The sequence below is a fragment of the Dankookia rubra genome (genome assembly GCF_004355005.1).
GTDB lineage: Bacteria > Pseudomonadota > Alphaproteobacteria > Acetobacterales > Acetobacteraceae > Paracraurococcus > Paracraurococcus ruber_A.
This window is the reverse complement of the sequence record NZ_SMSJ01000018.1, coordinates 87154-112461: the sequence shown is the minus strand read 5'-3', so window position 1 is coordinate 112461 and position 25308 is coordinate 87154. Positions and strand designations below refer to the sequence as shown.

The 25308-nt window shown below is 70.8% G+C and carries 23 protein-coding genes; 17 read left to right on the top strand and 6 right to left on the bottom strand.

All coding sequences use genetic code 11. The features are described from left to right. The first annotated feature begins 159 nt into the window (after positions 1-159). The 11 genes from E2C06_RS38495 (at position 160) to E2C06_RS15630 (ending at position 13942) form a co-directional block, all read left to right on the top strand. A complete protein-coding gene (locus E2C06_RS38495) occupies positions 160-411 on the top strand; it encodes an antitoxin (protein WP_193560464.1) in 252 nt (83 codons plus the stop codon). After that, positions 408-827: a PIN domain-containing protein gene (locus E2C06_RS38490; RefSeq protein WP_193560463.1), complete on the top strand. Its 420-nt coding sequence runs from the start codon at positions 408-410 to the stop codon at positions 825-827. The genes E2C06_RS38495 and E2C06_RS38490 overlap by 4 nt, the downstream gene beginning before the upstream one ends. A 68-nt stretch (positions 828-895) precedes the next feature. After that, positions 896-2485, top strand: coding sequence for an alpha/beta hydrolase (locus tag E2C06_RS15670; RefSeq protein WP_133289543.1), 1590 nt, complete (start codon positions 896-898; stop codon positions 2483-2485). Positions 2486-2914: 429 nt separating this feature from the next. Next, positions 2915-4669 (top strand): hydantoinase B/oxoprolinase family protein, encoded by a 1755-nt coding sequence (locus tag E2C06_RS15665; protein ID WP_133289542.1) that lies wholly within the window; start codon positions 2915-2917, stop codon positions 4667-4669. Then, a complete protein-coding gene (locus E2C06_RS15660; RefSeq protein WP_133289541.1) occupies positions 4666-6750 on the top strand; it encodes a hydantoinase/oxoprolinase family protein in 2085 nt (694 codons plus the stop codon). Before E2C06_RS15665 ends, E2C06_RS15660 begins: the two co-directional genes overlap by 4 nt. Beyond that, positions 6747-7808 carry a TRAP transporter substrate-binding protein gene (locus tag E2C06_RS15655; protein WP_165982419.1) on the top strand — a complete coding sequence of 354 codons (1062 nt, stop codon included), beginning with the start codon at positions 6747-6749 and terminating at the stop codon, positions 7806-7808. The genes E2C06_RS15660 and E2C06_RS15655 overlap by 4 nt, the downstream gene beginning before the upstream one ends. Next, complete coding sequence (locus E2C06_RS15650) at positions 7805-8434, top strand: TRAP transporter small permease subunit (protein WP_165982418.1); 630 nt, start codon at positions 7805-7807, stop codon at positions 8432-8434. The genes E2C06_RS15655 and E2C06_RS15650 overlap by 4 nt, the downstream gene beginning before the upstream one ends. Beyond that, a complete protein-coding gene (locus E2C06_RS15645; protein WP_165982417.1) occupies positions 8431-9795 on the top strand; it encodes a TRAP transporter large permease in 1365 nt (454 codons plus the stop codon). The genes E2C06_RS15650 and E2C06_RS15645 overlap by 4 nt, the downstream gene beginning before the upstream one ends. A gap of 3 nt (positions 9796-9798) precedes the next feature. Then, entirely contained in the window at positions 9799-11838 is a 2040-nt protein-coding gene (locus E2C06_RS15640) for a hydantoinase/oxoprolinase family protein (protein ID WP_133289537.1), read from the top strand. Beyond that, positions 11838-13469 carry a hydantoinase B/oxoprolinase family protein gene (locus E2C06_RS15635; protein WP_133289536.1) on the top strand — a complete coding sequence of 544 codons (1632 nt, stop codon included), beginning with the start codon at positions 11838-11840 and terminating at the stop codon, positions 13467-13469. Before E2C06_RS15640 ends, E2C06_RS15635 begins: the two co-directional genes overlap by 1 nt. Next, complete coding sequence (locus E2C06_RS15630; RefSeq protein WP_133289535.1) at positions 13466-13942, top strand: MaoC family dehydratase; 477 nt, start codon at positions 13466-13468, stop codon at positions 13940-13942. Before E2C06_RS15635 ends, E2C06_RS15630 begins: the two co-directional genes overlap by 4 nt. On the opposite strand, the gene E2C06_RS15625 is transcribed toward E2C06_RS15630, so the two are convergent. Together E2C06_RS15625 and E2C06_RS15620 are read right to left on the bottom strand one after the other, a co-directional pair. Next, entirely contained in the window at positions 13939-14874 is a 936-nt protein-coding gene (locus E2C06_RS15625) for a Bug family tripartite tricarboxylate transporter substrate binding protein (RefSeq protein ID WP_133289534.1), read from the bottom strand. The genes E2C06_RS15630 and E2C06_RS15625 overlap by 4 nt on opposite strands. Positions 14875-14954: 80 nt before the next feature. After that, positions 14955-15413, bottom strand: a complete 459-nt coding sequence (locus E2C06_RS15620; protein ID WP_133289533.1) for a hypothetical protein — start codon at positions 15411-15413, stop codon at positions 14955-14957. Positions 15414-15486: 73 nt separating this feature from the next. Here E2C06_RS15620 and E2C06_RS15615 point away from each other — a divergent pair, with 73 nt between their 5' ends. Genes E2C06_RS15615 through E2C06_RS15600 form a run of 4 tightly spaced genes read left to right on the top strand, consistent with a single transcriptional unit; the run spans position 15487 to position 19402 of the window. Beyond that, entirely contained in the window at positions 15487-16017 is a 531-nt protein-coding gene (locus E2C06_RS15615) for a carboxymuconolactone decarboxylase family protein (protein ID WP_133289532.1), read from the top strand. Further along, the gene (locus E2C06_RS15610) at positions 16014-17681 is read left to right on the top strand and encodes a thiamine pyrophosphate-binding protein (RefSeq protein ID WP_165982416.1); all 1668 of its coding nucleotides are present in this window, start codon (positions 16014-16016) and stop codon (positions 17679-17681) included. The genes E2C06_RS15615 and E2C06_RS15610 overlap by 4 nt, the downstream gene beginning before the upstream one ends. After that, entirely contained in the window at positions 17682-18641 is a 960-nt protein-coding gene (locus tag E2C06_RS15605; RefSeq protein ID WP_133289530.1) for a 3-hydroxyacyl-CoA dehydrogenase family protein, read from the top strand. Continuing rightward, positions 18638-19402: an SDR family NAD(P)-dependent oxidoreductase gene (locus E2C06_RS15600; RefSeq protein WP_133289529.1), complete on the top strand. Its 765-nt coding sequence runs from the start codon at positions 18638-18640 to the stop codon at positions 19400-19402. The genes E2C06_RS15605 and E2C06_RS15600 overlap by 4 nt, the downstream gene beginning before the upstream one ends. A 10-nt stretch (positions 19403-19412) precedes the next feature. Here the strand turns inward: E2C06_RS15600 and E2C06_RS15595 are convergent, their stop codons facing one another. Further along, positions 19413-19628, bottom strand: a complete 216-nt coding sequence (locus E2C06_RS15595) for a hypothetical protein (RefSeq protein WP_133289528.1) — start codon at positions 19626-19628, stop codon at positions 19413-19415. A gap of 74 nt (positions 19629-19702) precedes the next feature. Further along, positions 19703-20695 carry an NADPH:quinone reductase gene (locus E2C06_RS15590; RefSeq protein ID WP_133289527.1) on the bottom strand — a complete coding sequence of 331 codons (993 nt, stop codon included), beginning with the start codon at positions 20693-20695 and terminating at the stop codon, positions 19703-19705. Positions 20696-20796: 101 nt separating this feature from the next. Between E2C06_RS15590 and E2C06_RS15585 the strand changes: the two genes are divergently transcribed. Beyond that, on the top strand, positions 20797-21300 hold the full coding sequence (locus E2C06_RS15585; RefSeq protein ID WP_133289526.1) for a cupin domain-containing protein: 504 nt from the start codon (positions 20797-20799) through the stop codon (positions 21298-21300). Here E2C06_RS15585 and E2C06_RS15580 read toward each other — a convergent pair. Together E2C06_RS15580 and E2C06_RS15575 are read right to left on the bottom strand one after the other, a co-directional pair. Beyond that, positions 21282-22511, bottom strand: coding sequence for an MFS transporter (locus E2C06_RS15580; protein ID WP_133289525.1), 1230 nt, complete (start codon positions 22509-22511; stop codon positions 21282-21284). The genes E2C06_RS15585 and E2C06_RS15580 overlap by 19 nt on opposite strands. Before the next feature lie 156 nt (positions 22512-22667). Next, positions 22668-24365, bottom strand: coding sequence for an N-acyl-D-amino-acid deacylase family protein (locus E2C06_RS15575; RefSeq protein WP_133289524.1), 1698 nt, complete (start codon positions 24363-24365; stop codon positions 22668-22670). A 109-nt stretch (positions 24366-24474) separates the two neighbouring features. Between E2C06_RS15575 and E2C06_RS15570 the strand changes: the two genes are divergently transcribed. Continuing rightward, positions 24475-25284 (top strand): enoyl-CoA hydratase-related protein, encoded by an 810-nt coding sequence (locus tag E2C06_RS15570; RefSeq protein ID WP_133289523.1) that lies wholly within the window; start codon positions 24475-24477, stop codon positions 25282-25284. Positions 25285-25308: the final 24 nt, after the last annotated feature.

Below are 25308 nucleotides of genomic sequence, written 5' to 3'. Positions count from 1 at the left end.
CAGCAGCTGGTCCAGCAACTCATCAGCGATGTGCGGCGCCTTCCGTCGAGCCATGGGGGAGCTCCTTCCATTCCCTCATGACCGGCAACACACGGAAATGCCGACAGTCCCGCTCCGGCGCGGCAGATGTCGTAGGCAAACCCCACCCAGGCCGCCTCCATGCCCCAGCCCAATCCGCCACCCCGCCGCGTCCCTCTCTTCCGCAACAACCGCAACCAGGCCATCCGCATCCCGGTGGAGATCGAACTTCCCGGCCAGGACGCCCTGATCCACCGCGAGGGCAACCGCCTGATCATCGAGCCCGTGCGCGAGGCCGGCCTGCTCGCCCTGCTCGCCGGCTGGGCGCCGCTGGACGAGCCTTTCCCCGACATGGACGAGACCCTCCTGCCGCCGCCGCCTGTCGCGCTGTGACGCGCACCCTGCTCGACACCAACATCGTCCCCGACCTGATGCGCAATCCCCAGGGCCGCGTGCCGCCCCACATCGCCCGCGTCGGCGAGGGTGCCATCGCCCCCGGCATCGTCACCGCCGCCGAGCTTCGCACCGGCGCTGCCCGCAGCGGCTCGCCCCGGATCCAGGCCCGCGTCGCGGCGATCCTCGGCCAGCTTCCCATCCTGCCGCTGGAAGCCCCGGCCGACGCCGCCTATGGCACCCTCCGCACCGCGCTAGACGCCGCCGGCACCCCGATCGGCCCCAACGACCTGCTGATCGCCGCCCATGCCCTGGCGCTCGGCGCCACCCTGGTCACCGCCAACCTCCGGGAGTTCCAGCGCGTCCCCGGCCTCGCGCTGGAGAACTGGCTCGCGCCCGACCCCGCAACCATGTGATTCCCGGGCCCCGGCCTGACCGTTAGCCTTACGAAGGCCGATTCACCGAAGGCGGAGGCCACCATCCGATGCATCGCCACGCCGGCCTCCGCGCCGCTTTCCTGCTCTGTGCGCTCTTCGCCGCCCCCCTCCGCCCCGCCACCGCCAACCCACCCCCCACCCTGGACTGGACCCCCTGCGCCAGCCCCGCCCAATCCGGCTTCGACTGCGCCCGCTTCGAGGTCCCGCTCGACCACCGCCACCCCGAGCACCGCCGCCTCACGCTCTCCGTCGTCCGCCGCCCGGCCGAGGACCCGTCCCGCCGCATCGGCACGCTCTTCTTCAACCCCGGCGGCCCGGGCGGCGCCGGCACAAGGGACCTGCCGGCCTGGCTGCCGCTCTTTCCCGCGCCGCTGCGCGCCGCCTTCGACCTCATCTCCTGGGACCCCCGCGGCATCGGCGACAGCGACGGCATCCAGTGCTTCCCGAATGCCGAGGCCGAGGCCGCCTTCTTCGACGGCATCCCGACCGGCAGCTTCCCCGTCGGGTCAGCCGAACAGGCCGCCTGGATCACCCGCTTCGAGGCCTATGGCCGCCTCTGCGAGGCCCGCAATGGCGCCCGGCTGGCGCATGTCTCGACCGCCGACACGGCGCGCGACCTGGACCTGCTGCGCCAGGCGGTGGGCGAGGCGAAGCTCAGCTATCTCGGCGTCTCCTACGGGACCTATCTCGGCGCGGTCTATGCCAACCTGTTTCCCCGGGGCGTCCGCGCCATGGTGCTGGACGGCAATGTCGACCCGGTCGCCTGGAACGCGCGGGGGACCGGGCTCAGCACGGCGCTGCGCCTGCTGAACGACATCGCCACCGGCCGCACGCTGGACCGCTTCCTCGACCTCTGCGGCGCGGCCGGGCCCGGGGCGGGGGAGGGCGCCTGCGCCTTCTCGGCCGGCAGCCCGGCGGCGACGCGGGCGAAGTTCGCGGCCCTGCTGGACCGGCTGCGCCAAGGCCCCATCACGGCCGAGGGCGTGTCCATCGACTATGCTGGGCTGCTGGCGGAAATGCAGGGCGTGCTCTTCACGGTGGAGCCGCGGCCCGGCGGCTTCCGCGGCTGGGCCTTCGCCGCCGGCCTGCTGCAGGCGCTGCACGACGCGCCGGCGGCGGCGCCCGCGGCTTCGCCCCCGCCCGCGGCGGCGCCGGTGCCCGAGGCGGAGGATCCCTACACCAGCCCGCTGCAGGACCTGGCCGTGGAATGCGCCGAAAGCCCCAACCCCCGCCGCGGCGCCGCCTTCCGCCGCCTCGCGGAATTCGCCGTCGGCCGCGGCGGCCCGGTGGGGGAGGTGCTGAGCTGGGGCGACGAGCCCTGCTCCGCCTGGCCGGCCCGCGCCGCCGAGCGCTATGCCGGCCCCTGGGACCGCAACCCGGCGCCGGTGCTGGTGATCGGCAATACCTTCGACCCCTCGACGGCCTATGAAAACGCCGTCGCCATGGCCGGGCTGCTCGGCCAGGCGCGGCTGCTGACGGTGGAGGGGTACGGCCACACCGTGCTGCTGAACCCGAGCCGCTGCGCCGCGGCGATCGAGAGCGCGTACCTGATCGAGGGCACCCTGCCGCCCGAGGGGACGGTTTGCGCGCAGGACGCCGCCCCCTTCCGCCGGGGCGCCGGGTCAGGACCTCCATAGGAATAACATCTTGAGTATCGCGGCGCCTCTGGTTTATCCTGGCCCCGCCACCCGACCCCGAAGGAGCCCCATGCCGCTGCCGAGCCCTGGCGGTCCTGGCCCGGCATGCAAGGTCGCCCCCAGGGTTTGTCCGAAACCGCGACGCCGCGTTTTGGCGCTTCAACTCCTCAATTCCTCAACCGCACGCGGCGAGGCCGGCCGCCGTCCTGGCGTTCCCGCGGATAGGGCCGCGCCGGCCTCAACCCGGTTGAGCCGGATTGAGCGGATTGAGCCGCGGCAGGCCCTGACCGGGACCGGCCGCCTTGTCCCGGTGCAGGCACTGCCCGCGCCGCGGGCAATGCGCGCGCCGGACCTGCCGCGGGACCCGCCGGCGGGGCTGGCGCGCCGCTCCCGTCATGCCAAGCTGCCGCCGCGGACGGAGTGCGGCCCATGGCAAACCTCGACCCCATCGAGTTCGAGCTGTTCAAGAACGCCCTCTTCTCCATCGCGGACGAGATGGCGCTGACCGTCCACCGCACGACCTATTCGGCCGTGCTGAAGGACAACATGGACTACAGCACCGCCTTCTGCGACGCGGAGGGGCGGCTGGTGGCGCAGGGCCTCACCCTGCCCAGCCATCTCGGCAGCATCCCGGAAGCCCTCGCCGCGGTGATGCGCCGCTACGGCGACACGATGGCGGAGGGCGACATCTTCGTCCTCAACGACCCATTCGAGGGAGGCATGCACCTCCCCGACATCTTCCTCTTCCAGCCGATCTACATGGACGGGGAGCGCGTGGCGATCGCCGCCACCATCTGCCACCACACCGATGTTGGCGGCCGGGTGCCGGGCTCGAACGCCTCGGACAGCACGGAAATCTACCAGGAAGGCCTCCGCATCCCGCCGCTCCGGCTCTACGAGCGCGGGGTGCCGAATGCCACGCTGCACCTGCTGATCGAGCGCAACGTGCGGGTGCCCGTGAAGGTCTTCGGCGACCTGCGGGCGCAGCTCGCCGCCTGCACCATCGCCGAGCGGGCCTTCAAGGACCTGGTGGCGCGCACCGGCCTCGAGCAGACGCGCTTCTACATGAACGAGCTGCTGGACTATGCCGAGCGCCTGACCCGCGCCGCGCTGCGCGACCTGCCGGACGGGGAATGGCGGTTCGAGGACCATATTGACGACGACGGCGTCGAGGTGGGCCGGCCCATCCCGCTCCGCGTCCGCATCGAGAAGCGCGGCGACCACATGCTGGTGGACTGGACCAGCTCGAGCCCGCAGGTGAAGGGCGCCATCAACAACACCTTCAGCTACACCCGTTCGGCCGCCTATTGCGCGGTGAAGTCCATCCTGCCCGCCAACATCCCGAACAACGAGGGCTATTTCCGGGCGATCGAGGTGATCGCGCCCAAGGGCACCATCGCCCATGGCGAGCTGCCGGCGGCCTGCGCGGCGCGCGGCCTGACCGGGTTCCGGATGGTCGATTGCCTTTTCGGCGCGCTGGCGCAGATGCTGCCGGACCGGGTCGGCGCGGCGGGGGACGGCGGCAATATCGGCGTCTCGATCGGCGGCTACACGCCGCAGCGGCAGCCCTTCATCTACGTGGACTTCACCTGCTCCGCCTGGGGCGGCCGGCCCTTCGCCGATGGCTGCGACGGCAACAGCCACATGTTCGCCAACATGGCCAGCCCGAGCATCGAGGTGACCGAGACCGAGCAGCCGATCCAGATCCTGAAATACGAATTCCTGGCCGACACCATGGGCGCCGGCCAGTACCGCGGCGGCGCGCCCTTCTGCCGCGAGTACCGCTTCCTTGAGGCCGAGGGCGTGCTGCAGGTCCGCGCCGACCGCCGCGCCTATCCGCCCTTCGGCCTGCAGGGCGGTGGCGCCGGCGCGCCCTCGATGAACTGGCTGACGCGGGACGGCGCGACCGAAGCGCTGCCCTCGAAATTCTGCATCACGCTGCAATACGGCGACGTCTTCCGGCTGGAGGTCCCGGGCGGCGGCGGCTGGGGCGATCCCTTCGCGCGCGACCCCGCAGCGGTGCTGGCGGACGCGCGCAACGGCCTGGTCTCGGTTGCGGCGGCCCGGGCGGAATACGGCGTCGCCATCGCCGCCGGCTGGACGGTGGACGCCGCCGCCACCACGGCCCTGCGCGCCGGGCCCCGCGCGCCGCTGGCCGCCATCAGCCGGGTGCGCGCGGCATGAGCTGGCGCGTCTCGGCCGATATCGGCGGCACCTTCACCGACCTGGTCGCCATCGGCCCCGGCGGCGCGCTGCGGACGAAGAAGGTCTCCTCCAGCGTCGGCGACTACGGCCGCGCCATCGTCGAGGGGCTCGACGAGCTGTTCGCCGAGGCCGGCTTCGTGGCGGCGGAGGTCGAGGAGGTGCTGCACGCCACCACCGTCGCATCCAACGCGATCCTCGAGCACAAGGGGGCCAGGACCGGCCTGATCACCACGGCCGGCTTCCGCGACGTGCTGGAGATCCGCACGCTGCGGATGCCGCGCCTCTACGACCTGGGCTGGGAGAAGCCGGCGCCGCTGGTGCCGCGCCACCTCCGCCTCGGCGTCGCGGAACGAGTAAACGTGCGGGGCGAGGTCGAGACTCCTCTGGACGAGGCCGGCGCCGTCGTCGCGGTCGATGAACTGCTGGCCGAGGGCGTCGAGGCGATCGCCGTCTGCTTCCTGCACTCCTATGCCAATCCGGCGCATGAACGCCGGCTCGGCGAGATCATCGCCGCCCGCGCGCCGGGCCTGCCGGTCTCGCTCAGCGTCGACGTCCTGCCTGAGATGAAGGAGTACGAGCGCACCTCGACCACCGTCATCAACAGCTATATCGGCCCGGTCCTCGGCCGCTACCTCGCCTCGCTCGCGCGCGACTTGGCCGGCGCCGGGCTGGCGGCGCCGCTGCTGCTGATGCAGAGCTCGGGCGGGCTCATGCCGGCAGCCGAGGCGGCGCGCCTGCCTGTCCATGTCGTGGAGAGCGGCCCCGCCGCCGGCGTCGTCGGCGCGCAGGCCCTGGCGAAGCGGATCGGCGTGCCGGACGCCATCTCCTTCGACATGGGCGGCACCACCGCGAAGGCCGGCGTCATCGAGGGCTACGAGGTCACCCGCGCCGGCGAGTACAGCGTCGGCGGCGGCATCATGGTCGGCTCCCGCCTGCTCTCGGGGGCCGGCTACCAGCTGAAGGTCCCGGCGATCGACCTGGCGGAGGTCGGCGCTGGCGGCGGATCGCTGATCTGGCTCGACGCCGCCGGCGCGCCGCAGGTCGGGCCGGAAAGCGCCGGGGCAATGCCCGGCCCGGTCTGCTACGGCCGCGGCAACGCGCAGCCGACCGTGACCGACGCGAATGTCGTGCTCGGCTATCTCAATCCGCATGCGCTGGTCGGCGGCGCGCTGCCGATCGATGCCTCGGCGTCGCGCGCCGCGATCATCGCCAAGATCGCCGGCCCGCTCGGGCTGGGCGCGGAGGACGCGGCGCACGGCGCGCACCTGATCGCCGCATCGAACATGATCCGCGCGATCAAGGCGGTTTCCTCGGAACGCGGCCGAGATCCGCGCGGCTTCGCCCTGGTCGCCTTCGGCGGCAACGGGCCGCTGTTCGCCGCCGGGATGGCGCGGGCACTGGGCATGACGCGCGTGGTGGTGCCGCCCTCGGCCGGCGTCTTCTCCGCGCTGGGCTTGCTCGCCTCGGATGTCGAGGTGCACCTGTCGCGCTCCTGGCGCCGCCTTGCGCGCGGCCTCGACCCCGCCGCGCTGGAGGCTGCCGCCGCGGCGCTGGAAGCGGAGGCGCGGGCGCGGCTGGCGGCGCAGGGCTTCCCGCCCGCGCGCATCGGGATCCGACGCGCCGCGACGCTGCGCTACCAGGGCCAGTCGTTCGAGTTGCAGGTGGGCTTCGCCGCCGGAGAGGGGCCCGGCGTCGTAGAGGAGCGCTACGGTGCCGAGCATGAGCGCACCTATGGTCACCGCGCCGGCGCCGAGGAACCTGTCGAGTTCGTCACCCTGCAGGTAATCGGCATCGGCCTGCCCGACCGCCCGCGGCTGCCGGACCGCCTTTCGCCGCACGCGATCGCGCCGACGCAGCCCTCGCGTCCCGCCTTTTTCGGCCGTGCGCTCGGCTGGCGCGAGACGGCGGTCATCGCCCGTGGCGCGCTCGTCGCGCCCCGGCCGGGCCCAGTGATCATCGAGGAATACGACTGCACATGCCTGGTGCCGCCCGGCGCGACCGCATCGCTCGACGGCTTCGGCAACATCGTCATCGACATCGAGGGGGAGCCTTCCGCATGAGACACCTGCTTCTGGGCGCCGTCACGGCGCTCGCGCTGGACGCAAACGCATCGGCGCAATCCGTCCCGGCCGGACCCAAGGTCAGCGTCGTCGCGGTGACGCAGCCGCTGCCGACCCAGCCGCAATATACCCGCGTCGATATCCCCGTGCTGAAGGAAGGCCTGGCGGCGAAAAGCGGCGGCCGGATCGAGGTGCAGCTTTCGACCCATGCCGAGCACAACCTTTCCGGCACCGAGCTCGTCCGCCTCGTCCGCTCCGGCCAGGCCGATATCGCCGCCGCCACGCTGACCACGCTCTCGGGCGACGTGCCGATCCTCGACGGGGTCGACCTTGCCGGCCTGGCGCCAAGCATCGACGGCGCGCGCAGGATCGCCGAGGCGATGCTGCCGGTGGTGAACAAGGACCTGGAGCGCTTCGGCGCGCGGCTGATGGTGATCTATCCCTTTCCGGCGCAGGTGGTCTACTGCCGCGCGCCCTTCGCCAGCCTCGCCGACCTCAAGGGCCGCAAGATCCGCACCTTCGGCAACTCGCTGGTGGATTTCTACACCGCGCTCGGTGCCCAGCCGGTCTCGATCGGCTTCCCCGAAGTCTATTCGGCGCTCGAGCGCGGCGTGGTCGATTGCGCCATCACGGGGACCGGCAGCGGCGTCGCCGCCCGCTGGCCGGAGGTGACGACGCATGTATCCAACCTGCCGGTCTCCTGGGCGCTGGCCGGCTACATGGTCAACCTCGCCTGGTGGAACAAGCTGGACCCGGTGGTGCGCTCGGTGCTTGAAGCGGCCTTTGCCGAGGTCAACGACAAGCAATGGGCGCTCGGCGATGCGGCGACGCGCGACGGGCTAGATTGCGCGACCGGCAAGGCGGAAAGCTGCAGGATCCACACCCTGGCGACGCGGCCGATGACCGAGGTGCCGGCGACCGAGGCCGACCGCGCGGCCACGCGGGAGATCCTCGACAAGACCGTGCTGCCCGGCTTCGTCAGGCGTTGCGGCGCACGTTGCGGCGAGGTCTTCAATCAGGTGATCGCGCCGATCGCCGGCGTGCGCTTCGGCGGGTGAGCGGGACGGCCACGCTGCCTGCGCCGCTCCGTGCGGCGCAGGCCTTGCGGGCTGGCGTCTCGACGCTCGCCGCCTTCATGGCGCACGTCGCCGGCTGGAACTACATCGCCTGCGCGCTTTTCATCACCTTCGACGTCGTTGCGCGCAGCCTGTTCGGCTTCTCCTCCAAGGCCACCATCGAGGTCACCGGCTACATGCTGGCCGGCGGCATCGCCTGGGGGCTGGCGCATACCCTTGCGCGGCGGGCGCATATCCGCGTCGATGTCTGGGTGAACCGACTGCCACTCGGCCTCCGTGCCGCCCTGCACCTGGTCGCGCTGCTGCTACTCGGCGGCTTCGCCGCATTCTGCGCCTGGGCCGCCTATGGGCTGGTGGATGAAAGCCTGATGTTCGACGCGCATGACAACAGCGCGCTGCGCGTGCCGCTCGCGGTGCCGCAGGGCATCTGGACCTTCGGCATCCTTGCGTTCTGTGTCATGATCCTGGTGCTGGCGATCGAGTCCGTACTCTCGCTCATCCTCGGACGCCGCGAGGAGCTCGACCGCCTGCTCGGTTCCCGCACCCTGGAGGACGAGACGGCCGAGGCGCTCGAGGCGGTCGAGATGGCGCGGGAGGGTGCGCGGTGATCGCCGTCGTCTTCCTGCTGGTGTTGCTCGCGGCCGCCATTTTCGCCGCGGCAACCGGCGGCCAGGCGGTGCCGGTGGCGGAGATCCTGGCGCTGACCGGCGCCTTCCTCGTCTTCTTCGGCGCCGGCGTCTACATCGCCGCGGTGCTGGGACTGCTCGGCATCCTGATTGGCCTTACGTTCTCCGACCGGCCCTGGTGGGCCTTCGCCGGCCAGACCTTGTGGGGGCCGTCCTCCAACTTCGTGCTGGTCGCGGTGCCGCTTTTCCTGCTGATGGGGGAGATCCTGCTGCGCGCCGGACTTTCGGACCGGTTGTATCGCGCGCTGAACGTATGGCTGAACCGGCTGCCCGGTGGGTTGCTGCACACCAACATCGTCTCCTGCGCGGTGTTCTCGGCGATCTCGGGCAGCTCGGTGGCCACCGCCGCGACGATGGGATCGGTCGCGCTGCCCTACTTCAACGATACGCCCTACAGCCAACGCATGGTGCTCGGCTCGCTGGCGGCGGGCGGCGCGCTCGGCAACCTGATTCCGCCTGGCATCACCTTCATCATCTACGGGCTGATCACCGAGACCTCGGTCGGCGCGCTCTATATTGCCGCGCTGCTGCCCTCCCTGCTGGTCACCGGGCTTTTCATCGGCGTGATCCTGATTCACGGGATGGCTCATCCCATGGAGAAGCCGGCGCGGCTGCCGCTGGCCATGAAGCTTCGGGCGCTGGTCGATCTGGTGCCGACCCTGCTGCTGATGCTGCTGGTACTCGGCTCGATCTATGCCGGCTTCGCAACGCCGACCGAGGCGGCGGCGCTCGGCGTGGTCGGCGCCGCCTTCTTCGCCGCGGTCGAGGGCAAGCTGTCCTTCCGGCTGCTGAATGCCAGCGCCGAGGCGACCGCGCGCAACACCGCGCTGCTCGGGCTGATCATCTTCGGCGCCTACCTGCTGAACTACCTGCTGACCGCGATCAATGTGCCGCAGACCCTGGCCGGCTTCATCGGCGGGCTGCCGCTGCCGCCCTGGGCGATCATGGCCTGCATCCTGGCGCTCTATCTGGCGCTCGGCACCTTCATGGAGGGCTTCTCCATGATCATCACCACGGTGCCGGTGGTCTTCCCCATCGTGACGGCACTCGGCTACGATCCGATCTGGTTCGGGGTGATGGTGACGATGCTGGTGGAGATCGCGCAGATCAGCCCGCCGGACGGCACCGTGATGTACGTGCTGCAGGGGATGCGGCCGCGGCCCGGGCCGATCACCGATGTCTTCGTCGGCGTGACGCCCTTCCTGGCCGCCTATCTGTTGGCGGTGGCACTGCTGATGATCTGGCCGGGGATTGCGCTCTGGCTGCCACGGGTTATGGGGTGAGCCATGAGCGAGCGACCGGTCCGCATCGCCGTCGACATCGGCGGCACCTTCACCGACCTTCAGGTGCTCGACGCGCGCGATGGCAGCGTGCGCGCCTGGAAGACGCCGACGACGCCGGACGACCCGAGCATCGGGCTGTTGCGCGGCGTCACCGAGGCGGCCGAGCGTTTCGGCTTCGCGCTGGCCGATGTCGGGCTGCTGCTGCACGGCACCACCATCGCCACCAACGCGGTGCTGGAGAGGAAGCTCGCCCGCGGCGTGCTGCTGACCACGGCGGGCTTCGAGGACGTGCTGGAGATCACCCGGCACGTCCGGCGCGAGCTCTACAAGGTCGATCCGGATCCCTTTCCCTGCCTGATCGAGCGGGACCACCGCATTGGCGTGCCGGAACGCATGCGGGCGGACGGCACCGCGGAGCAGCCGCTGGACGAGGCTGCGGTGCCGGCGCTGCTGGCGCGGATGGATGCGCTGGGCGCGGAGTCGGTCGCGGTCTGCCTGCTGCATGCCTATGCCAATGCCGCGCATGAACAGCGGCTCAAGGTGCTGATCCAGGCGGCGCGGCCGGCCTTGCCGGTCTCGCTGAGTTCGGAGATCAGCCCGGAGATCCGCGAATACGAGCGCAGCAGCACCACGGTGCTGAACGCACTGCTGATGCCCGTGGTGAAGGTGTATCTCGACAAGCTCGAGGCGCGGCTGGGGGAGGGCGGCTTCCACCCGCTGGTCTTCCTGGTGCAGTCGAACGGCGGCGTCTGCAGCCTGCGACACGCGGCGGAGCAGCCGGCGCGGCTGCTCCTGTCCGGCCCTTCGGGCGGTGCCCTGGCGGCGGGACGCATCGCGCAGCTGCTGGCGCGGCCGAACCTGGTCGCGGTGGACATGGGCGGCACAAGCTACGACGTCTCGGTCGTGCAGGATGGCCGGGTTTCCGTCGTGACGCAGGGCGAGATCGATCGGCTTCCCGTGCGCCTGCCGATGGTGGAGATGCGCACGATCGGCGCAGGCGGCGGCTCGATCGCCAGCGTCGATCATGGTGGGCGGCTGACCGTCGGGCCGCGCAGCGCCGGCTCGCGCCCCGGCCCGGTCGCCTATGGCCGCGGCGGGTTCGAGCCGACGGTGACGGACGCCAACCTGGCACTTGGCCGGCTGGATCCGGAGTATTTCCTGGGCGGCATGATGAAGCTCGACATGCCGGCGACGCGCGTGGCGATCGCGGCAAAGGTCGGGACGCCGCTCGGGCTTGCGGTCGAGCCGGCGGCGCTCGGCATGCTGACGGTGGTCAATGCCAATCTCGGCGCCGCGGTGCGGCTTTCGCTGTTCGAGAAGGGGCTCGATCCGCGCGAATTCTCGCTGCTGTCCTTCGGCGGTGCCGGCGGCCTGCATGCGACCGATGTCGCGGCCGAGATGGGCATCCGCGAGGTGATCTTCCCGCGTGAGCCCGGGACGCTCTCCGCCTATGGCATCCTTTATAGCGACCTGGTGCAGGACATCGCGCGGTCACGCGTCATGGCCGCGGTGCCGGCAAGCCTGCCGGCCATCGCGGCGCTGGTAGCGGAGCTGCGCGCAGAGGCGGATGCCGGGCTCGCGCGGGACGGCGTGCCGCCGGAGCGGCGCGCGATCGCCGTGGCCGCCGACATGCGCTACCACGGCCAGGCCTTCGAACTGCTGGTGCCCTGGCCCGACGCATTGGACCTGCCGGCCTTGCTGGCGCGCTTCCATGCGATGCACCGTCAGCGGTTCAGCTATGCGGACGAGAAGGAGGCGGTGGAGATCGTGACCCTGCGCGCGATCGCCACCGGTCGCCTGCCGAAGCCGGATGCGGCGGAGCCCGCGCCGGCTACGCGTGCCGCGTTGAAAGGCACGCGCCGCGTCTTTGAGGACGGTGCCTGGCGCGACGTGCCGGTCTGGGACCGTGAGGCATTGCCACCGGAGGACCGCATCACCGGCCCCGCATTGGTCGAGGAGCCCTTCGCCACCCACTGGATCGGCCGCGGCTGGACCGCGAGCCTCGGCGCCGCCGGCGCGCTGATTGCCCGGAGTGATGCGTGATGCTGGGACCGATCGAGATCGAGGTCATCCGCAATGCCCTGACTGCTGCCGCGGCGGAGATGGACGTGACGGTGTGGCGGACCTCTCGCAGCACAATCGTGCGCGAGCTGCTGGACTATTCGACCGCCGTTTTCGACGCCGAGGGCAACAATCTGGCGCAATCGGCGCGTATCCCGAGCCACCTGAACAGCATGTCGCATTTCCTGCGCGAGCTTCTGGACAGGTATGTCGACCCTGCGACATGGGGGCCGGATGACGTCGTCATCTCGAACGATCCCTATTGCGGCGGCCAGCACCTGCCGGACATCTGTGCCTTCAAGCCGGTCTTCCATGATGGCCGGCGCATCGCGTTCGTCGGTACGCTTTGCCACCATATCGACGTCGGCGGGCTGGTTGCCGGCAGCTATGCTGCCAAGGCGATCGAGATCTTCCAGGAAGGCCTCCGCATCCCGCCGCTGAAGCTGATCGAGAACGGCGTCCGGAACGAGGGTGTCTGGGCGATGATCCGGCAGAATATCCGGAAGCCCGACCTGCTGCTCGGCGACCTGCAGAGCCAGATCGCCTCGCTCGAGGTCGGCGCCGCGGCCCTGCGCCGGCTGGCGACGCGCTACGGCGCGGAGGGCATGCTGGAAGCCGGACGGCGGATCCTCGACATGAGCGAGGCGGCGATGCGCGCGGCAATCGGCCGCATGCCGGACGGCACCTATCAGTTCACCGACTGGCTCGACGACGATGGGATAGAGCTCGACAAGCCAATCAAGCTGCACGTGGCGCTGACGATCAAGGGCGAGGAGATCTCGGTCGACCTCTCCGGTTGCTCGCCGCAGGTGCAGGGCCCGACCAACGCGACGCTGGCCAGCAGCAATGCCGCGGTGATGTTCGCGGTCATGTGCGCCTGCGACGAGCCCTTCGCCGCCAATGCCGGCTGTTACCGCCCGATCAGCACCTTCGCCCCGGAAGGCCTCGTGGTGAATGCCCGCCACCCCGCCCCGGTGGTGCATCGCATCGCCGTCACGCATCGCCTGCTCAACGCCATGTTCGGTGCGCTGCACCAAGCGGTGCCGGACCGCATTCCGGCCGCCTATTACGGCAATTCCTATGTCTGCACCTTCCAGACCGTCGCGGCCGATGCGAGACGGGAGGTGCTGGTTGAGATCGAGATCGGTGGCACCGGCGCGCATCCCGCGAAGGATGGCGTCAATGCACTGTCCTCGGGCATGCACAACAACAGCAACATCCCGATCGAGATGATCGAGGCGCAGGCACCGCTGACCGTCACGCGCTACGAGCTGCTGGCAGATTCCGGCGGCATCGGGACCCGGCGCGGGGGGCTTGGTTTGCTGCGGGAGTGGCGGGTCGACAGTCCGCGCTGCTTTTTCACCGCCAACATGGACCGCTTCGTCCATGCGCCATACGGGCTGGCCGGCGGTGGCCCGGCCGCGACCGGTCGGCTGGTGCTGACGCGCGATGGCGCCGAAAGCCCGCTGCCGCCGAAGTCGGACAACGTGCCGCTGCAGCGGGGCGATCGGGTGCGGCTGGAAACCTCGGGCGGCGGCGGTTTCGGCGATCCGGCCGCGCGCGACCCGGCAGCGCGGGCACGCGACCTGGCCCTCGGCTACGTCACGCGATGAGCTTCGATCCGCGGGCTCATCGCTTGGTGCCGGAGCAGCGCTGGTTCGGCGACTTCGTCCTCGGCGAACGCTTTCCGCTGCCGAGCCGCACGATGACCAGCGGCTTGTTCGCCGCCTTCCAGGCTGCCTCGGGCGACAACCACCCGATCCACTACGATGCCGAATACTGCAGCGCGCATGGGCTGTCGGGGATGCTCGCGCATGGCTACCAGGTGGCGATCCAGACCTGCGCCGGCGCCGGGCTCTTCCCGCACATGGTTGAGGATTCGCTGAAGGGCTTCCTCGAGCAATCCAGCCGCTTCCTGCACCCGGTGGTGCTCGGCGATACGCTCTATCCCCTGCTGGAAGTGGACGAGCTGACACCGCAGCGAACCACCGGCATCCTCGGCCTGCGGGCGACCGTCCACAACCAGCACGCGGTGCAGGTGCTGGAAGGCCGCCACCGCTACCTGCTGCGGATGCTCCCGGTCTAGTCGGCCTGGCGCAGGCCGGACGCGGCGATCAGCTCGGCGTATTTCCCTACCTCGGCGCGGACGTAGCGGCCGAACTCCGCGCGGTTCAGGTAGCGGATGGGATGGGCGGCGCGGGTCATCGTTTCCACCACGCTCGGCGTGCGCAAGGTGCGCGCGCAGGCGCCGTCAAGGCGGTCCAGCACCGTATCGGGCGTGCCGGACGGGGCGAAGATGCCGGTCCAGAGCGGGAAGACCAGATCATGGCCGAGCTCCCGCAGGGTCGGCGCGTCCGGCGTGTCCGCGCTGCGCCGCTCGGCGAAGACGGCTATGGCGTGCAGCCCGTATTGCTGCACCAGGTTGGCTTCCGCCGTCAGCATCAGCACCGTGCCCTGCTGCATCGCGAGCACGCTGTCGCCCGAGCCGCGGAAGGGTACATGGTTCATCTCGATGCCGAGCGCGCGGGTCAACCCGGTCATCGCCAGGTGGCCGAGCCCGCCGACGCCACCCGAGGCATAGGGCACCTGGCCCGGTGCAGCCCTGGCCCGCGCGGCGATGTCGGCCACCGTGCGGAGGCCGGAGGTCTTCGGCGTCATCAGCGTCGCCGGCGCCTCTGCCACCAGGCAGACCGGGGCGAGCTGGTCGGCCCTGTAGGGCGCGTTGGCGCGGAAGCTCGGCTGGATCGCCACCGCCGCCATGGAGGTCAGCAGCAGGGTGGTGCCGTCGGGCTTGGCACGCACGACCTCCGCAGTGCCGATGGTGCCGGTGGCGCCCCCGACGTTGCGGATGATGAGCTGGACGCCGAGTTCCTCGGCGAGCACCGGCTGCACCAGCCGTCCGATGATGTCGGTGCCGCCGCCGGCCGGCCAGGGGATCACCATCTGGACCTGGGCGCTGGCCTGGCCCGACAGCAGCAGCCCGGCCAGCATGGCGGCCAGGCGCGATGCGAGTGGCACCTTTTCGTCTCCTCTCCCAGCGGGCCCGCTTGTCGCCGCGGGTCCCGTGCGGAGAGGCTACCGAGGGCGCTGCCGGGATATCAAGCAATCAGCTTGCGGACGTAGCGCCGCGTGCCGCGGAACAGCGGCCGGATGCGCTCGCACCAGGCGGTGCTGCGGCCGGCGATCCACTCGGGCGATTGGTTCACCTCCGGCCGCTCGAACCGATAGGCGGCCAGCAGGTTCGGGCGGCCCTCGTCGAGCCGCTTGTAACGCGTGCCGCCGATGCAGCCGGGCACGCTGGTCAGCAGCGGCAGGTGCTCCTTCTCGTACCATTCGTAGACCGCCGGCAAGTCGGCCTCGGCGATATCGAGCTCGACCGTGTAGAGGAAGGGCGCTGGGCGGCTCACGTCGCCGAGCGAGGCGATGAAGGCATAAGGGATGCCGTCTGTGGCGCTGGCCGGCGGGTTCTCCAGCCAGTGCCAGGTATCGGCGGGGTTCTCCAGGTCCTGGTAGCGCGTGCCCGCGCCGCGTCCAGGCTGGATCAGCAGGTCGGCCATCGGGTTTCCTCCTGTCGTTTGTGGGGGCAGTATCGCCGGCAACGCGCAAACGACAAGCGGAGGACACATTGCCATGGCCCGCATCCCCTATGCCGACCCCGAGGCGCCGGAGAACCGCGAGGCGGCGGCCTATATCGTCGCCAGCCGCAAGAAGCTCGGCCACCTCCACCGCATGCTGCTGAACAGCCCGCCCGTGGCGAAAGGCTGGATCGACCTCTATGACGCCATCCGCTGGAAGACCGAGCTTTCGGGCAAGCTGCGGGAGCTGGCGATGTGCCAGGTCGCCGCCATCAACGGGGCGAAATACGAATGGGCGGCGCATGCGCCGATCGCGCTGAAGGAAGGCGCCACACAGGCGCAACTGGATGCATTGCCGGATTGGTCCACCCAAGGCGGGCTGTTCGACGCGGCGGAGACGGCGGCGCTGGCGCTCTGCGACGCCATGACGCGCCACGTGCACGTGCCGGAGGTCATCTTCGCCCAGGTGAAGGCTGCGCTGCCGCCGCGCGAGGTGGTGGAGCTGGTGGTCACCGTCGCCGGCTACAATTGCGTCTCCCGCGTGCTGGAAGCGCTGGAGATCAACGGCGAGGACCCGCTGTCGTGAAGGGCTTCGAGTGGCTGGCGCGCAGCCTGAAGGAATCCGGCCAGACGCATTTCTTCTTCGTCGATGCGGTGCTGCGGCGGACCCTGCTGGAGCTGGAACGGGTCGGCGTGCAGCCGGTGCTGGCGCATACCGAGAAGGCGGCGGTCTACATGGCCGATGCCTATGGCCGTGTCTCCGGCCGGCCTGGCGTGGTGGCGGCGCAATCGGTCGGTACCGCCAACCTCGCGGCCGGGTTGCAGGATGCCTGGCTCGGCCGCAGCCCGGTGCTGGCGCTGACCGGACACAAGCCGACCGGGCACCAGCACCGCAACGCGTACCAGGAAGTGGCGCATGCGCCGCTGTTCGCGCCGGTCACCAGGCACGCGGCGCAGGTGCATGACGCCGCCGATCTGCCGCGGCAGTTCCGCCAGGCCTGGGCGGCCGCGGTCGCCGCGCCGCCACGGCCGGTGCATCTCGACCTCAATGGCCTGATGGGCGAGTTCGTCGAGACCTCAGAGACGCCGGAGCCGCCCGCGGCGCTCGGCGCCTGGACCGCGCCGCGGTACCGGCCGGGCGCGGACCCGGCAGCGGTGCGGGCGGCCGCGGCGGCGCTGCTGTCCTCCCGGCGCGTGGTCATCGTCGCTGGCGACGGCGCGGCGCTGTCGGCCTGCGGGGCCGAGGTGCTGGCCTTGGCGGAGGCGCTGCGGGCGCCGGTCGCGACATCGCTCGGCGCACGCGGCATGATCTCCACGCGGCATCCGCTGCATGTCGGCGTAGTGGGCAACTACTCCGCGCCGCCGGCGAACCGGGTGGTGCATGCGGCGGAGCTGGTGCTGTTCATCGGCTGCGACACCGGCGACCAGGTGACGCATGCCTGGCGGGTGCCGCGACCCGGCACGCGGGTGGTGCAGATCGACGCCGACCCGCTGGAATTCGAGCGCAGCTACGCGACCGAGGTGGCGCTGCTCGGCGACCCGCGCGCGGTGATCACGGCGCTACTGGCGGCACTCGGCACGCCGGCACGCGATGACGGCTTCCTGGCCGAGGCGCAGGCGACCATGGCCGCCTGGCGCAAGGAGATCGCGCCGCGGCTGGCGAGCGACGCCGTCGCCATCGACCCGGCGCGGCTCTGCGCCGAGCTCACCCGGGCGCTGCCGGCGGACGGCATCCTGGTCGCGGATACCGGCTATTCCGGCATCTGGACCGGCACGCTGGTCGAGCTCGAGCCGAGGCAGACCTACCTGCGCGCGGCGGGGTCGCTCGGCTGGGCCTTCCCGGCCTCGCTCGGCGCGAAATGCGCCGCGCCCGATCGCAAGGTCGTCTGCTGGTCGGGCGATGGTGCCCTCTACTACCATCTGCCGGAACTGGAGACGGCGAAGCGGCGCGGCATCGCGGTGACGCTGGTGGTGAACAACAATTCGGGCTTCGGCCAGGGCTGGCCGAGCTACCTGAAGCAGGCTGGCAACCGGCCGGTGGCGGCGGAGCAGGTGCTGCGCTTCGGCCCGACCGACTTCGCCGCGGTCGCGCGGCAATTCGGCCTGAAGGGCATCCGCGTCGAACGGCCGCAGGACCTCGCCGGCGCTCTGGCCGAGGCGATGGCCGGCGACGAGACCTGCGTGGTGGACGTCGTCACCGACATCGATTGCCGCGCGCCCGAGCCCTGGACACCGAAGGAGGAAGTTTGAATGGCACGCATAGCGGTCATCGGCGCCGGCACCATGGGGCATGCGCTGGCGCTGGTTTTCGCGCTCGGCGGGCACCGGGTGCGGCTGACCGACAGCAACCCGGCGACCCTGGCGAAGGCGCAGGTGCTCATGGAGACGGCACTCGCTACTCTGGTGCAGGGTGGCGAGGCACCAAAGGACTGGACCTCGGGCCACCTCGCCCAGGCGGTGACCCGGCATGACAGCCTGGAGGAGGCGGTGGACGGCGCCGAGCTGATCGTCGAGGCGATCATCGAGGTGCCGGAGGCGAAGCGCGAGCTCTATGCGCGGCTCGATGCCTGTGCGCCGGCCGAGGCGATCCTCGCCAGCAACACCAGCCACCTGGACGTCTTCCCGCTGATCCCGGAAGCCCGGCAGGCCAAGGCGCTGATCGCGCACTGGTACACGCCGCCCTACCTGGTCGACCTGGTGGACATGATCCCCGGCCCGAAATGCGAGGCGGCGGCCTTCGACACCGTCTTCTCGATGCTGAAGACCATGGGCAAGCAGCCGCTGGGCCTGAAGAAATTCGTCCCCGGCTATGTCGCCAACCGCATCCAGGCGGCGATCGGGCTCGAGGTGCAGAACCTGCTCGACGAGGGCGTGGCGACGGCGCCCGAAATCGACGCGGCGATCATCCATGGCTTGGCGCTGCGGCTGCCCGTCCTCGGCTTCTACGCGAAGGCGGATTTCACGGGCCTGCCGCTGATGCAGGCGGTGGCGCGGAACAAGAGCTACACGCCGCCGGTACCGAAGGGTGGCAGCCCGGTGCTCGACAAGTTGATCGAGCAGGGCCGTACCGGCGTGCTGGCCGGCGCCGGCTACTACGACTGGCCGGGCGATCCGGCGGCGCTGTTCGAGGCGCGGGACCGGAGGCTCATTCAGCTGAAGCAGGCGATGCGCGAGATTGGGACGATGGCCGGGCTGGAGCGAAGCGAATGATCCGCTACGAACTCACGGGCAAGACGGCGCTGGTGACCGGCGGTGCCTCCGGCATCGGGCTGGCGCTGGTGACGCAGCTGGCACGCAACGGCGCCAAGGTGGCGATCAACCACCTGGCCGAGGACGCGCGCGGGCCGGAACAGGTAGAGCGGCTGCGGGCCGAGGGACTCGACGTGATCGCCGCTCCCGGCAATGTCGGCGACGCCGCGGATGGCGTGCGGATGGTGGAGCAGGCGGTCAAGGACCTGGGCCGGCTGGACTTCCTGGCGAACAATGCCGGCACGCCGGGCAGCCGGACGACGATCGCGCCGAAGGAGCTGGACCGCATCACCGAGGAGCTCTGGGACACGTTGCTGCAGGTAAACCTGGTCGGCGTCTTCCGCTGCACCAAGGCGGCGGCGCCGGCACTGCGGGCGGCGAAGGGCGCGGTGGTGAACACGGCGTCGATCGCCGGGCTGGGCTCGGTCGGGTCGTCCATGGCCTATGGCGCGACCAAGGCGGGCGTGGTGAGCCTCACCAAGAACCTGGCGCGGGCGCTGGCGCCGGAGGTGCGGGTGAATGCCGTGGCGCCGGGTGCGGTCGACAGTTCCTGGATGATCGAATGGTCGAACGAGCAGCGCAGCGGCTCGATCGACAAGGCGCTGCTGAAGCGCCGCTGCACCACCGACGACCTGGCGGAGGTGATGCTCTTCCTGCTGGCCGGTGCGGCGATGGTGACCGGGCAGACGGTCACGGTGGATGGCGGGCTGACCCTGGGTTAGGCCGGAGGGCTCAGCTGCAGCTGCCGCCATCCCCGCAGCTGCTGCTGTCGCCGCTCCCGCCGCCGCCTGCGTAACCGCCGCCGTTCATGCGCCGAAGGCCGGTGCCGGCATAGCCGCCACCGTCCAGGCGGCGGTAGCTGGCCTTGGGATCGGAGCTCGGAATGCCGCGGGTGAGCAGCCAGACCAAGCTGGCGAGGGCGACGAGGAAGACAACAGATCCGAGCATGACGTGCGGGCTCCCATCATTCGTCGTTTCGCCAGCATGACCGAAACGGCGCATGACGAAGCATTTCCGTGCCGTCAGGCCTGAGGCAGCACCACCACCGTGCCGCGCTTGGTGCCGGCTTCCACCGCCTCGTGTGCCGCCGCCGTCTCGGCCAGCGGGAAGGTGGCGGCGACCCGGTGCAGCCGCCTACCCTCCCGCAGCCAACGGGTGATGTCCTCCATCGCCTGCCGCCGCGCCGGGGCCGGGGCGCTGTTCAGCACCACGCCGCGCAGGTTGACGTTCTTCCGCATCAGCGTGCCGGAGACCGGGATCGGCGGCGTCGGCCCGCCGCGGCTGGCATAGCCGATGACGCTGCCGTTCAGCGCGACCACCGCCGACCAGAGCGCGAGGTTGCCGGCGACATCGACCTCGACGATGCGGTCGACGCCGGCACCGCCGGTCGCGGCCAGGATCTGGTCGGCGCAGTCGGGCGCGCGGTAGTCGAAGACTGCCTCCGCCCCGGCCGCCGTCGCATCCGCCGATTTCCAGCCGCCGCTGGCCGTGGCCAGCACCTGCGCCGCGCCGCCCCAGCGCGCCAGCTGCACCGCATAGTTGCCGACCGCGCCACCGCCGCCCGAGACCAGCACCCGGAGCCTCGCGACCGGCCCGTCGGCGAAGAGGCAGCGATGCGCCGTCATGCCGGGGATGCCGAGGCAGGCGCCGACCTCGAAGGGGATGTCCTCCGGCAGGTCGTGCACGCAGTCCGCCGGGACACAGGTGTATTCCGCCGCGGTGCCGAAGGGGCGGAAGCGCTGCGCGTTGTAGAGCCAGACGCGGCGGCCGAGCAGCGCAGGGTCAGCGCCGTCGCCCAGCGCCTCGACAAAGCCGGCGCCGTCGCTGTTCGGGACGATCAGTGGGAATTCGTTGGCATAGGAGGTGCCGGCACGGCGGTAGGTATCCGCCGGGTTGACGCCGGAGGCGAGCAGCCTGACCCGCACCTCGCCCGGGGCGGGAAGGGGCAGGGGGCGCTCGCCGACATGCAGCACCTCCCGCGCCGGGCCGGTCCGCTCGTACCACACTGCGCGCATGCTTCGCCCTCCCGCATTCTTGGCGCTATCCTGCGGCAGGCGCGCGGGGTTTGACATCCCGCCCGTCCCCCGGCTTGCTTGCGCGGAAGGAGGATCCCGCCATGTCCCTGTCCGTCGAGGAATTCGCCCGGCAATGCCGCCAGGCCCTGGTCGCCGATCCCGGCCCCGCCGGCCGCGTCCATGTGGTGGAACTGGTGCAGGCCGCCTTGAAGGATCCCGGCTTCGTTGCCGCCGCCCTGCCCGAGGGCACGCCGGAGCGGAAGGTGCTGTATGAGGATCCCGATCTCGGCTTCACCATCCTCGCGCATGCCTACCAGGGCGCAAAGAACAGCAGCCCGCACGACCATGGTCCCTCTTGGGCCATCTATGGCCAGGCGGAAGGCGAGACGGTCATGACCGACTACGACTGCCTGGCGCGGCCCGAGGGCGACCGGCCCGGCAAGGCGAAGCGCACCCAGGACTACGTCCTGAAGCCAGGCGATGCCTACCTGTACGAGCCGGGCGTGCTGCATTCCCCGCGCCGCGACGGCGCCACCCGCCTGCTGCGGATCGAGGGGCTGAACATGGACAAGGTGAAGCGCCAGCCCTACGTCGCGGTCGAATAGGCAACCGGCTCCGCCTGCTGCGCGCCGCCGCCGCGCAGCAGGGCGATGCCGACCAGCAGCGCCGGCAGTCCGCAGACCACGAAGCCCATGCCGTGGCTGCCGGTGAGGCTGAGGCAGGCGGCGTAGGCCAGCGGCAGCAGGAAGGCGCCGACCTGGCCGAAGGAGAGCACGCCGCCGGTCGCCGCACCGTGCATGTTGGCCGGCGCCAGCCGTGCCGTCTCCGCCAGCAGCACGCCGTGCCAGGACATTGCCGTCGCGCTCAGCACCATCCCGGCGGCGGCGATCGCCCATAGCGGCCAGCGATGGCCGAAGACCCCCAGCAGCCCGGTGCTGGCCGCCATGCCGAAGGCAAGACCCGCCATCATCAGCCGTGGCGCGACGAAGCCGCTGCCGAGCCAGCCCCAGAGCACGCGGCAGGGCAGCGCGACGACCATAGCCAGCGAAAAGATCGCCCCCGCCGCCGCCAGGTCCTGGCCATGCGTCGTCAGGAAGATGATGAAATAGGCGGTGAAGACGGTCTGCAGCCCGTTGAAAGCGAAGCAGGCCATGGACAGCGTCCGCAGGTCGCGCGTCGCGGTGACAGTGCCGAGCGTGGTGCCGAAGTCGCGCAGGTGGAAGCGGCGGCTCGGTTGCCGATCGGAATCGAATTCGCGGCGCAGCGGCTGCAGCACCAGCACGAAGCCGAGGCAGACCGCGGCGGCAACCAGGAAGGTGCCGCGCCAGCCGGTCCCGCCGATCAGTGCCGGGCCCAGCAGCCCCGCCAGCAGCAGCCCGGCCGGCACCGCGGTTTGCTTGATGGAATAAACCAGCGGCGCGGTGCGCGGCGGGCAGTAACGGCCCAGCAGGTGCGAGCTGGCGGGTGTCGAGACCGCCGCCCCGCCGCCGCCGATCACCGCGGAGATGACGAAGAGCAGCACATTGCCGCTGGCCGCGGCGCCGAGGCCGATGCCGAGCATGACCAGCGCCACCTGGCTCATGCGGAGGGCACCATGGCGGATGAGGAAGCTGCCGCAGCCGAGCTGGAAGGTCAGCGCCGCCAGCGCGGAGAGGCTGACATAGGTGCCGAACCAGGCGGAATCGAAATGCAGGTCGGCCATGACCGCGGGCGCCACCACCGCCGGCAGACCGCGGCCGATGGAGGCGAAGGTCTGCTGCGCGAACATCGCCCCGAGCGCCAGCAGCAGCAGGCGGAACTGGCGCTCCATGGCCATTGTTGAACTCCTCAGCAGGATCGGGGAGGGAAACGTATTCCCGCCTCAAACCCCACCCTTCCTTTTTGTGGGCTTGGCACTCGCGGCGCAGAGGGTCTGGACTTGCAGAAATAGATGAGGGGGCCGGGGAGAATACCTGCTCCCCGGCCTTCATTGTCAGGCCGGGCAGCGCACCAGCTTGCCGGGCAGCGCGCCGGTCGCCTCGCCGTGACGGTAGGTCACGGCCCCGGCGACGATGGTGGCGTCGTAGCCGCGCACCGTCTGCATCAGCCGCCGCCCGCCGCCCGGCAGGTCGTAGAGCATCCCCGGCCGGTCCAGCGCCAACGCGTCCCAGTCGATGACGTTGATGTCGGCACGCAGGCCCGGCTTCAGCAGCCCGCGGTCGTGCAGCCCGGCGGCACGGGCGGTGTCGCTGGTCTGCCGGCGCACGAGCTCTTCCACCTTCATCCCGCGCCGCTTGCCCCAATAGGCCAGCAGGTGGCTGGGAAAGCTGCCGTCGGAGATGAAGCCGACATGCGCGCCGCCATCCGAGAGACCGACAATGGTGTTGGGGTGGCGCAGCAGCTCCTCGCTGGCATCGACGGTGTAGTCGGCATAGTTGGTCAGGGCGCAGAAGATGAAGCTCTGGCCCTCATCGGCCAGCAGCATGTCGTAGGCGACCTCCTCCGGCGCCCGGCCCTCGCGCGCCGCCTGGGCGCCGATGCTGCTCTCCTTCGGCGGGGTGTAGTCGGGCGGGTCGCCGAAGGGGAACATGCGGTCGAAGGAGAGCCGGGTCAGCAGCGGGAAGTTGCTGCCGGCGAAGCGGTCCTCCGACAGGATGCGGGCACGGGTCGCCGGGTCGCGCATCGCGGCGACGCGCTGGTCGACCGGCAGATGCGCGATCGCCTTGTAGGAGGGCGCGCCGCTGAACGGGTTCTGGCTGCCGAGCAGCCCCATCAGAATGCCGATCGGCCGCGGCGGGAAGACCGGGCGGATCTGCACGCCGTCACGCGCCGCCTGGTTCGAGAGCGCGAGCAGCTCCTTCCAGACCTCGGTGCGGTCGTGCCGCTGCGTCAGGGAGAAGACCGCCGGCCGGCCGCTGCGTTCCACCACGCGGCGGATCAGGCCGAACTCGGTCGCCGGGTCGGGCTGGTTGAAGTCGGAGACGAATTCCATGAAGCCGCGGCCGACGGCGCGCAGCCCGTCGGCGATGCCGGACAGCTCCTCCTCCTGCGCCCGCAGCGTCGGGGTGAAGTCGCCCTTCAGTGTCTTGTGGCTGATGGTGCGGCTGGTCGAGAAGCCGAAGGCGCCCGCCTCGACTGCCTCGGCGACGAGGCGGCGCATTTCGGCAATGTCGCCCTGGTTGGCATTTTCCAGCGCCAGGGCCCGCTCGCCCATTACGTAGACCCGCACGGCGGCGTGCGGGACGAGGGCACAGATGTCGATGTCACGCGGCTTGGCGTCGAGCACCGCGAGGTATTCGGCGAAGCTCTCCCATTTGAAGTCGAGACCTTGGGAAAGGACCGGGGCGGGGATGTCCTCGACACCCTCCATCAGCTCGATGAGCTGCATCTCGGTGCCCGGGCGGACCGGCGCGAAGCCGACGCCGCAATTGCCCATCACCGCGGTGGTGACGCCGTGGATGGCCGAGGGCGCGAGATGGCTGTCCCACACCGCCTGGCCGTCGTAATGCGTGTGGATGTCGACGAAGCCCGGGGTGACCAGGCGGCCGCTCGCGTCGATCTCCTCGGCACCGCGCGGCAGGCCCTCGCCGATGGCCGCAATCCGCCCATCCTTGATCGAAACGTCCGCCCGCCGGGCCGGGGCGCCGCTGCCGTCGATGACGCTGCCGCCGCGGATTACCAGGTCGTCCATGGTCCGTTTCCCTTTGCCTGTTGTGTAGCAGGCTAGGCTTTTTTGGATGGGGTTCCAAGCCCGGCGGTGGGGGCGTAGCGTCCCGCCCCCTTGACCGAGGAGACCCATCATGCAGCTCGCCGCGCTCGACCGCGCCTTCCATACCCTGCTGGTCCAGGAGCCGGCCGAGCATATCCTGCAAGTGACGCTGAACCGCCCGGAACGGGCGAATGCCTTCACCAGCCAGATGGGACGCGAGCTCATCGAGGTCTTCCAGGCGCTGGAGGCGACCCCCGGCGCCTATCGTTGCGTCGTGCTGACCGGGGCGGGGGAGCGCGCCTTCTGCGCCGGGGCCGACCTGAAGGAGCGGAACGGCATGACGGATGCCGATTTTTCCGCCCAGCATTACCTGTTCGAACGCATGGCCCGCGCCGTGCTGGCCTGCCCGCCGCCGCTGCTCGGCGCGATCAACGGCGCCGCCTTCGCCGGGGGGCTCGAGCTCGCGCTCTGCTGCGACTTCGCCTATGCGGCCGAGACGGCGCGCTTCGCCCTCACCGAAGTGACGCTCGGCATCATGCCGGGCGCCGGCGGCACGCAGAACCTGCCGCGCACCATCGGTGAGCGGCGGGCGAAGGAGGTGATCCTGACCGGACGGCCCTTCTCGGCCGCCGACGCGCTGGCCTGGGGCATGGTGAACAAGCTCCATCCCGCGGCCGAGCTCCTTCCGGCGGTGCTGGAAACCGCGAGGACCATCGCCGCCAATGCGCCGTTGAGCGTCCGGCAGGCCAAGAAGTCGATCACCCAGGGCCTGCAGATGGACCGCGCCAGCGGCATGCTCTTCGAGATCGAGGCATACTACCAGCTGATCCCGACCGAGGACCGGATCGAGGGGATCAAGGCCTTCAACGAGAAGCGCAAGCCCGACTTCAAGGGGCGGTAAGGGGAGGGACGCCGGCGCCCCCCC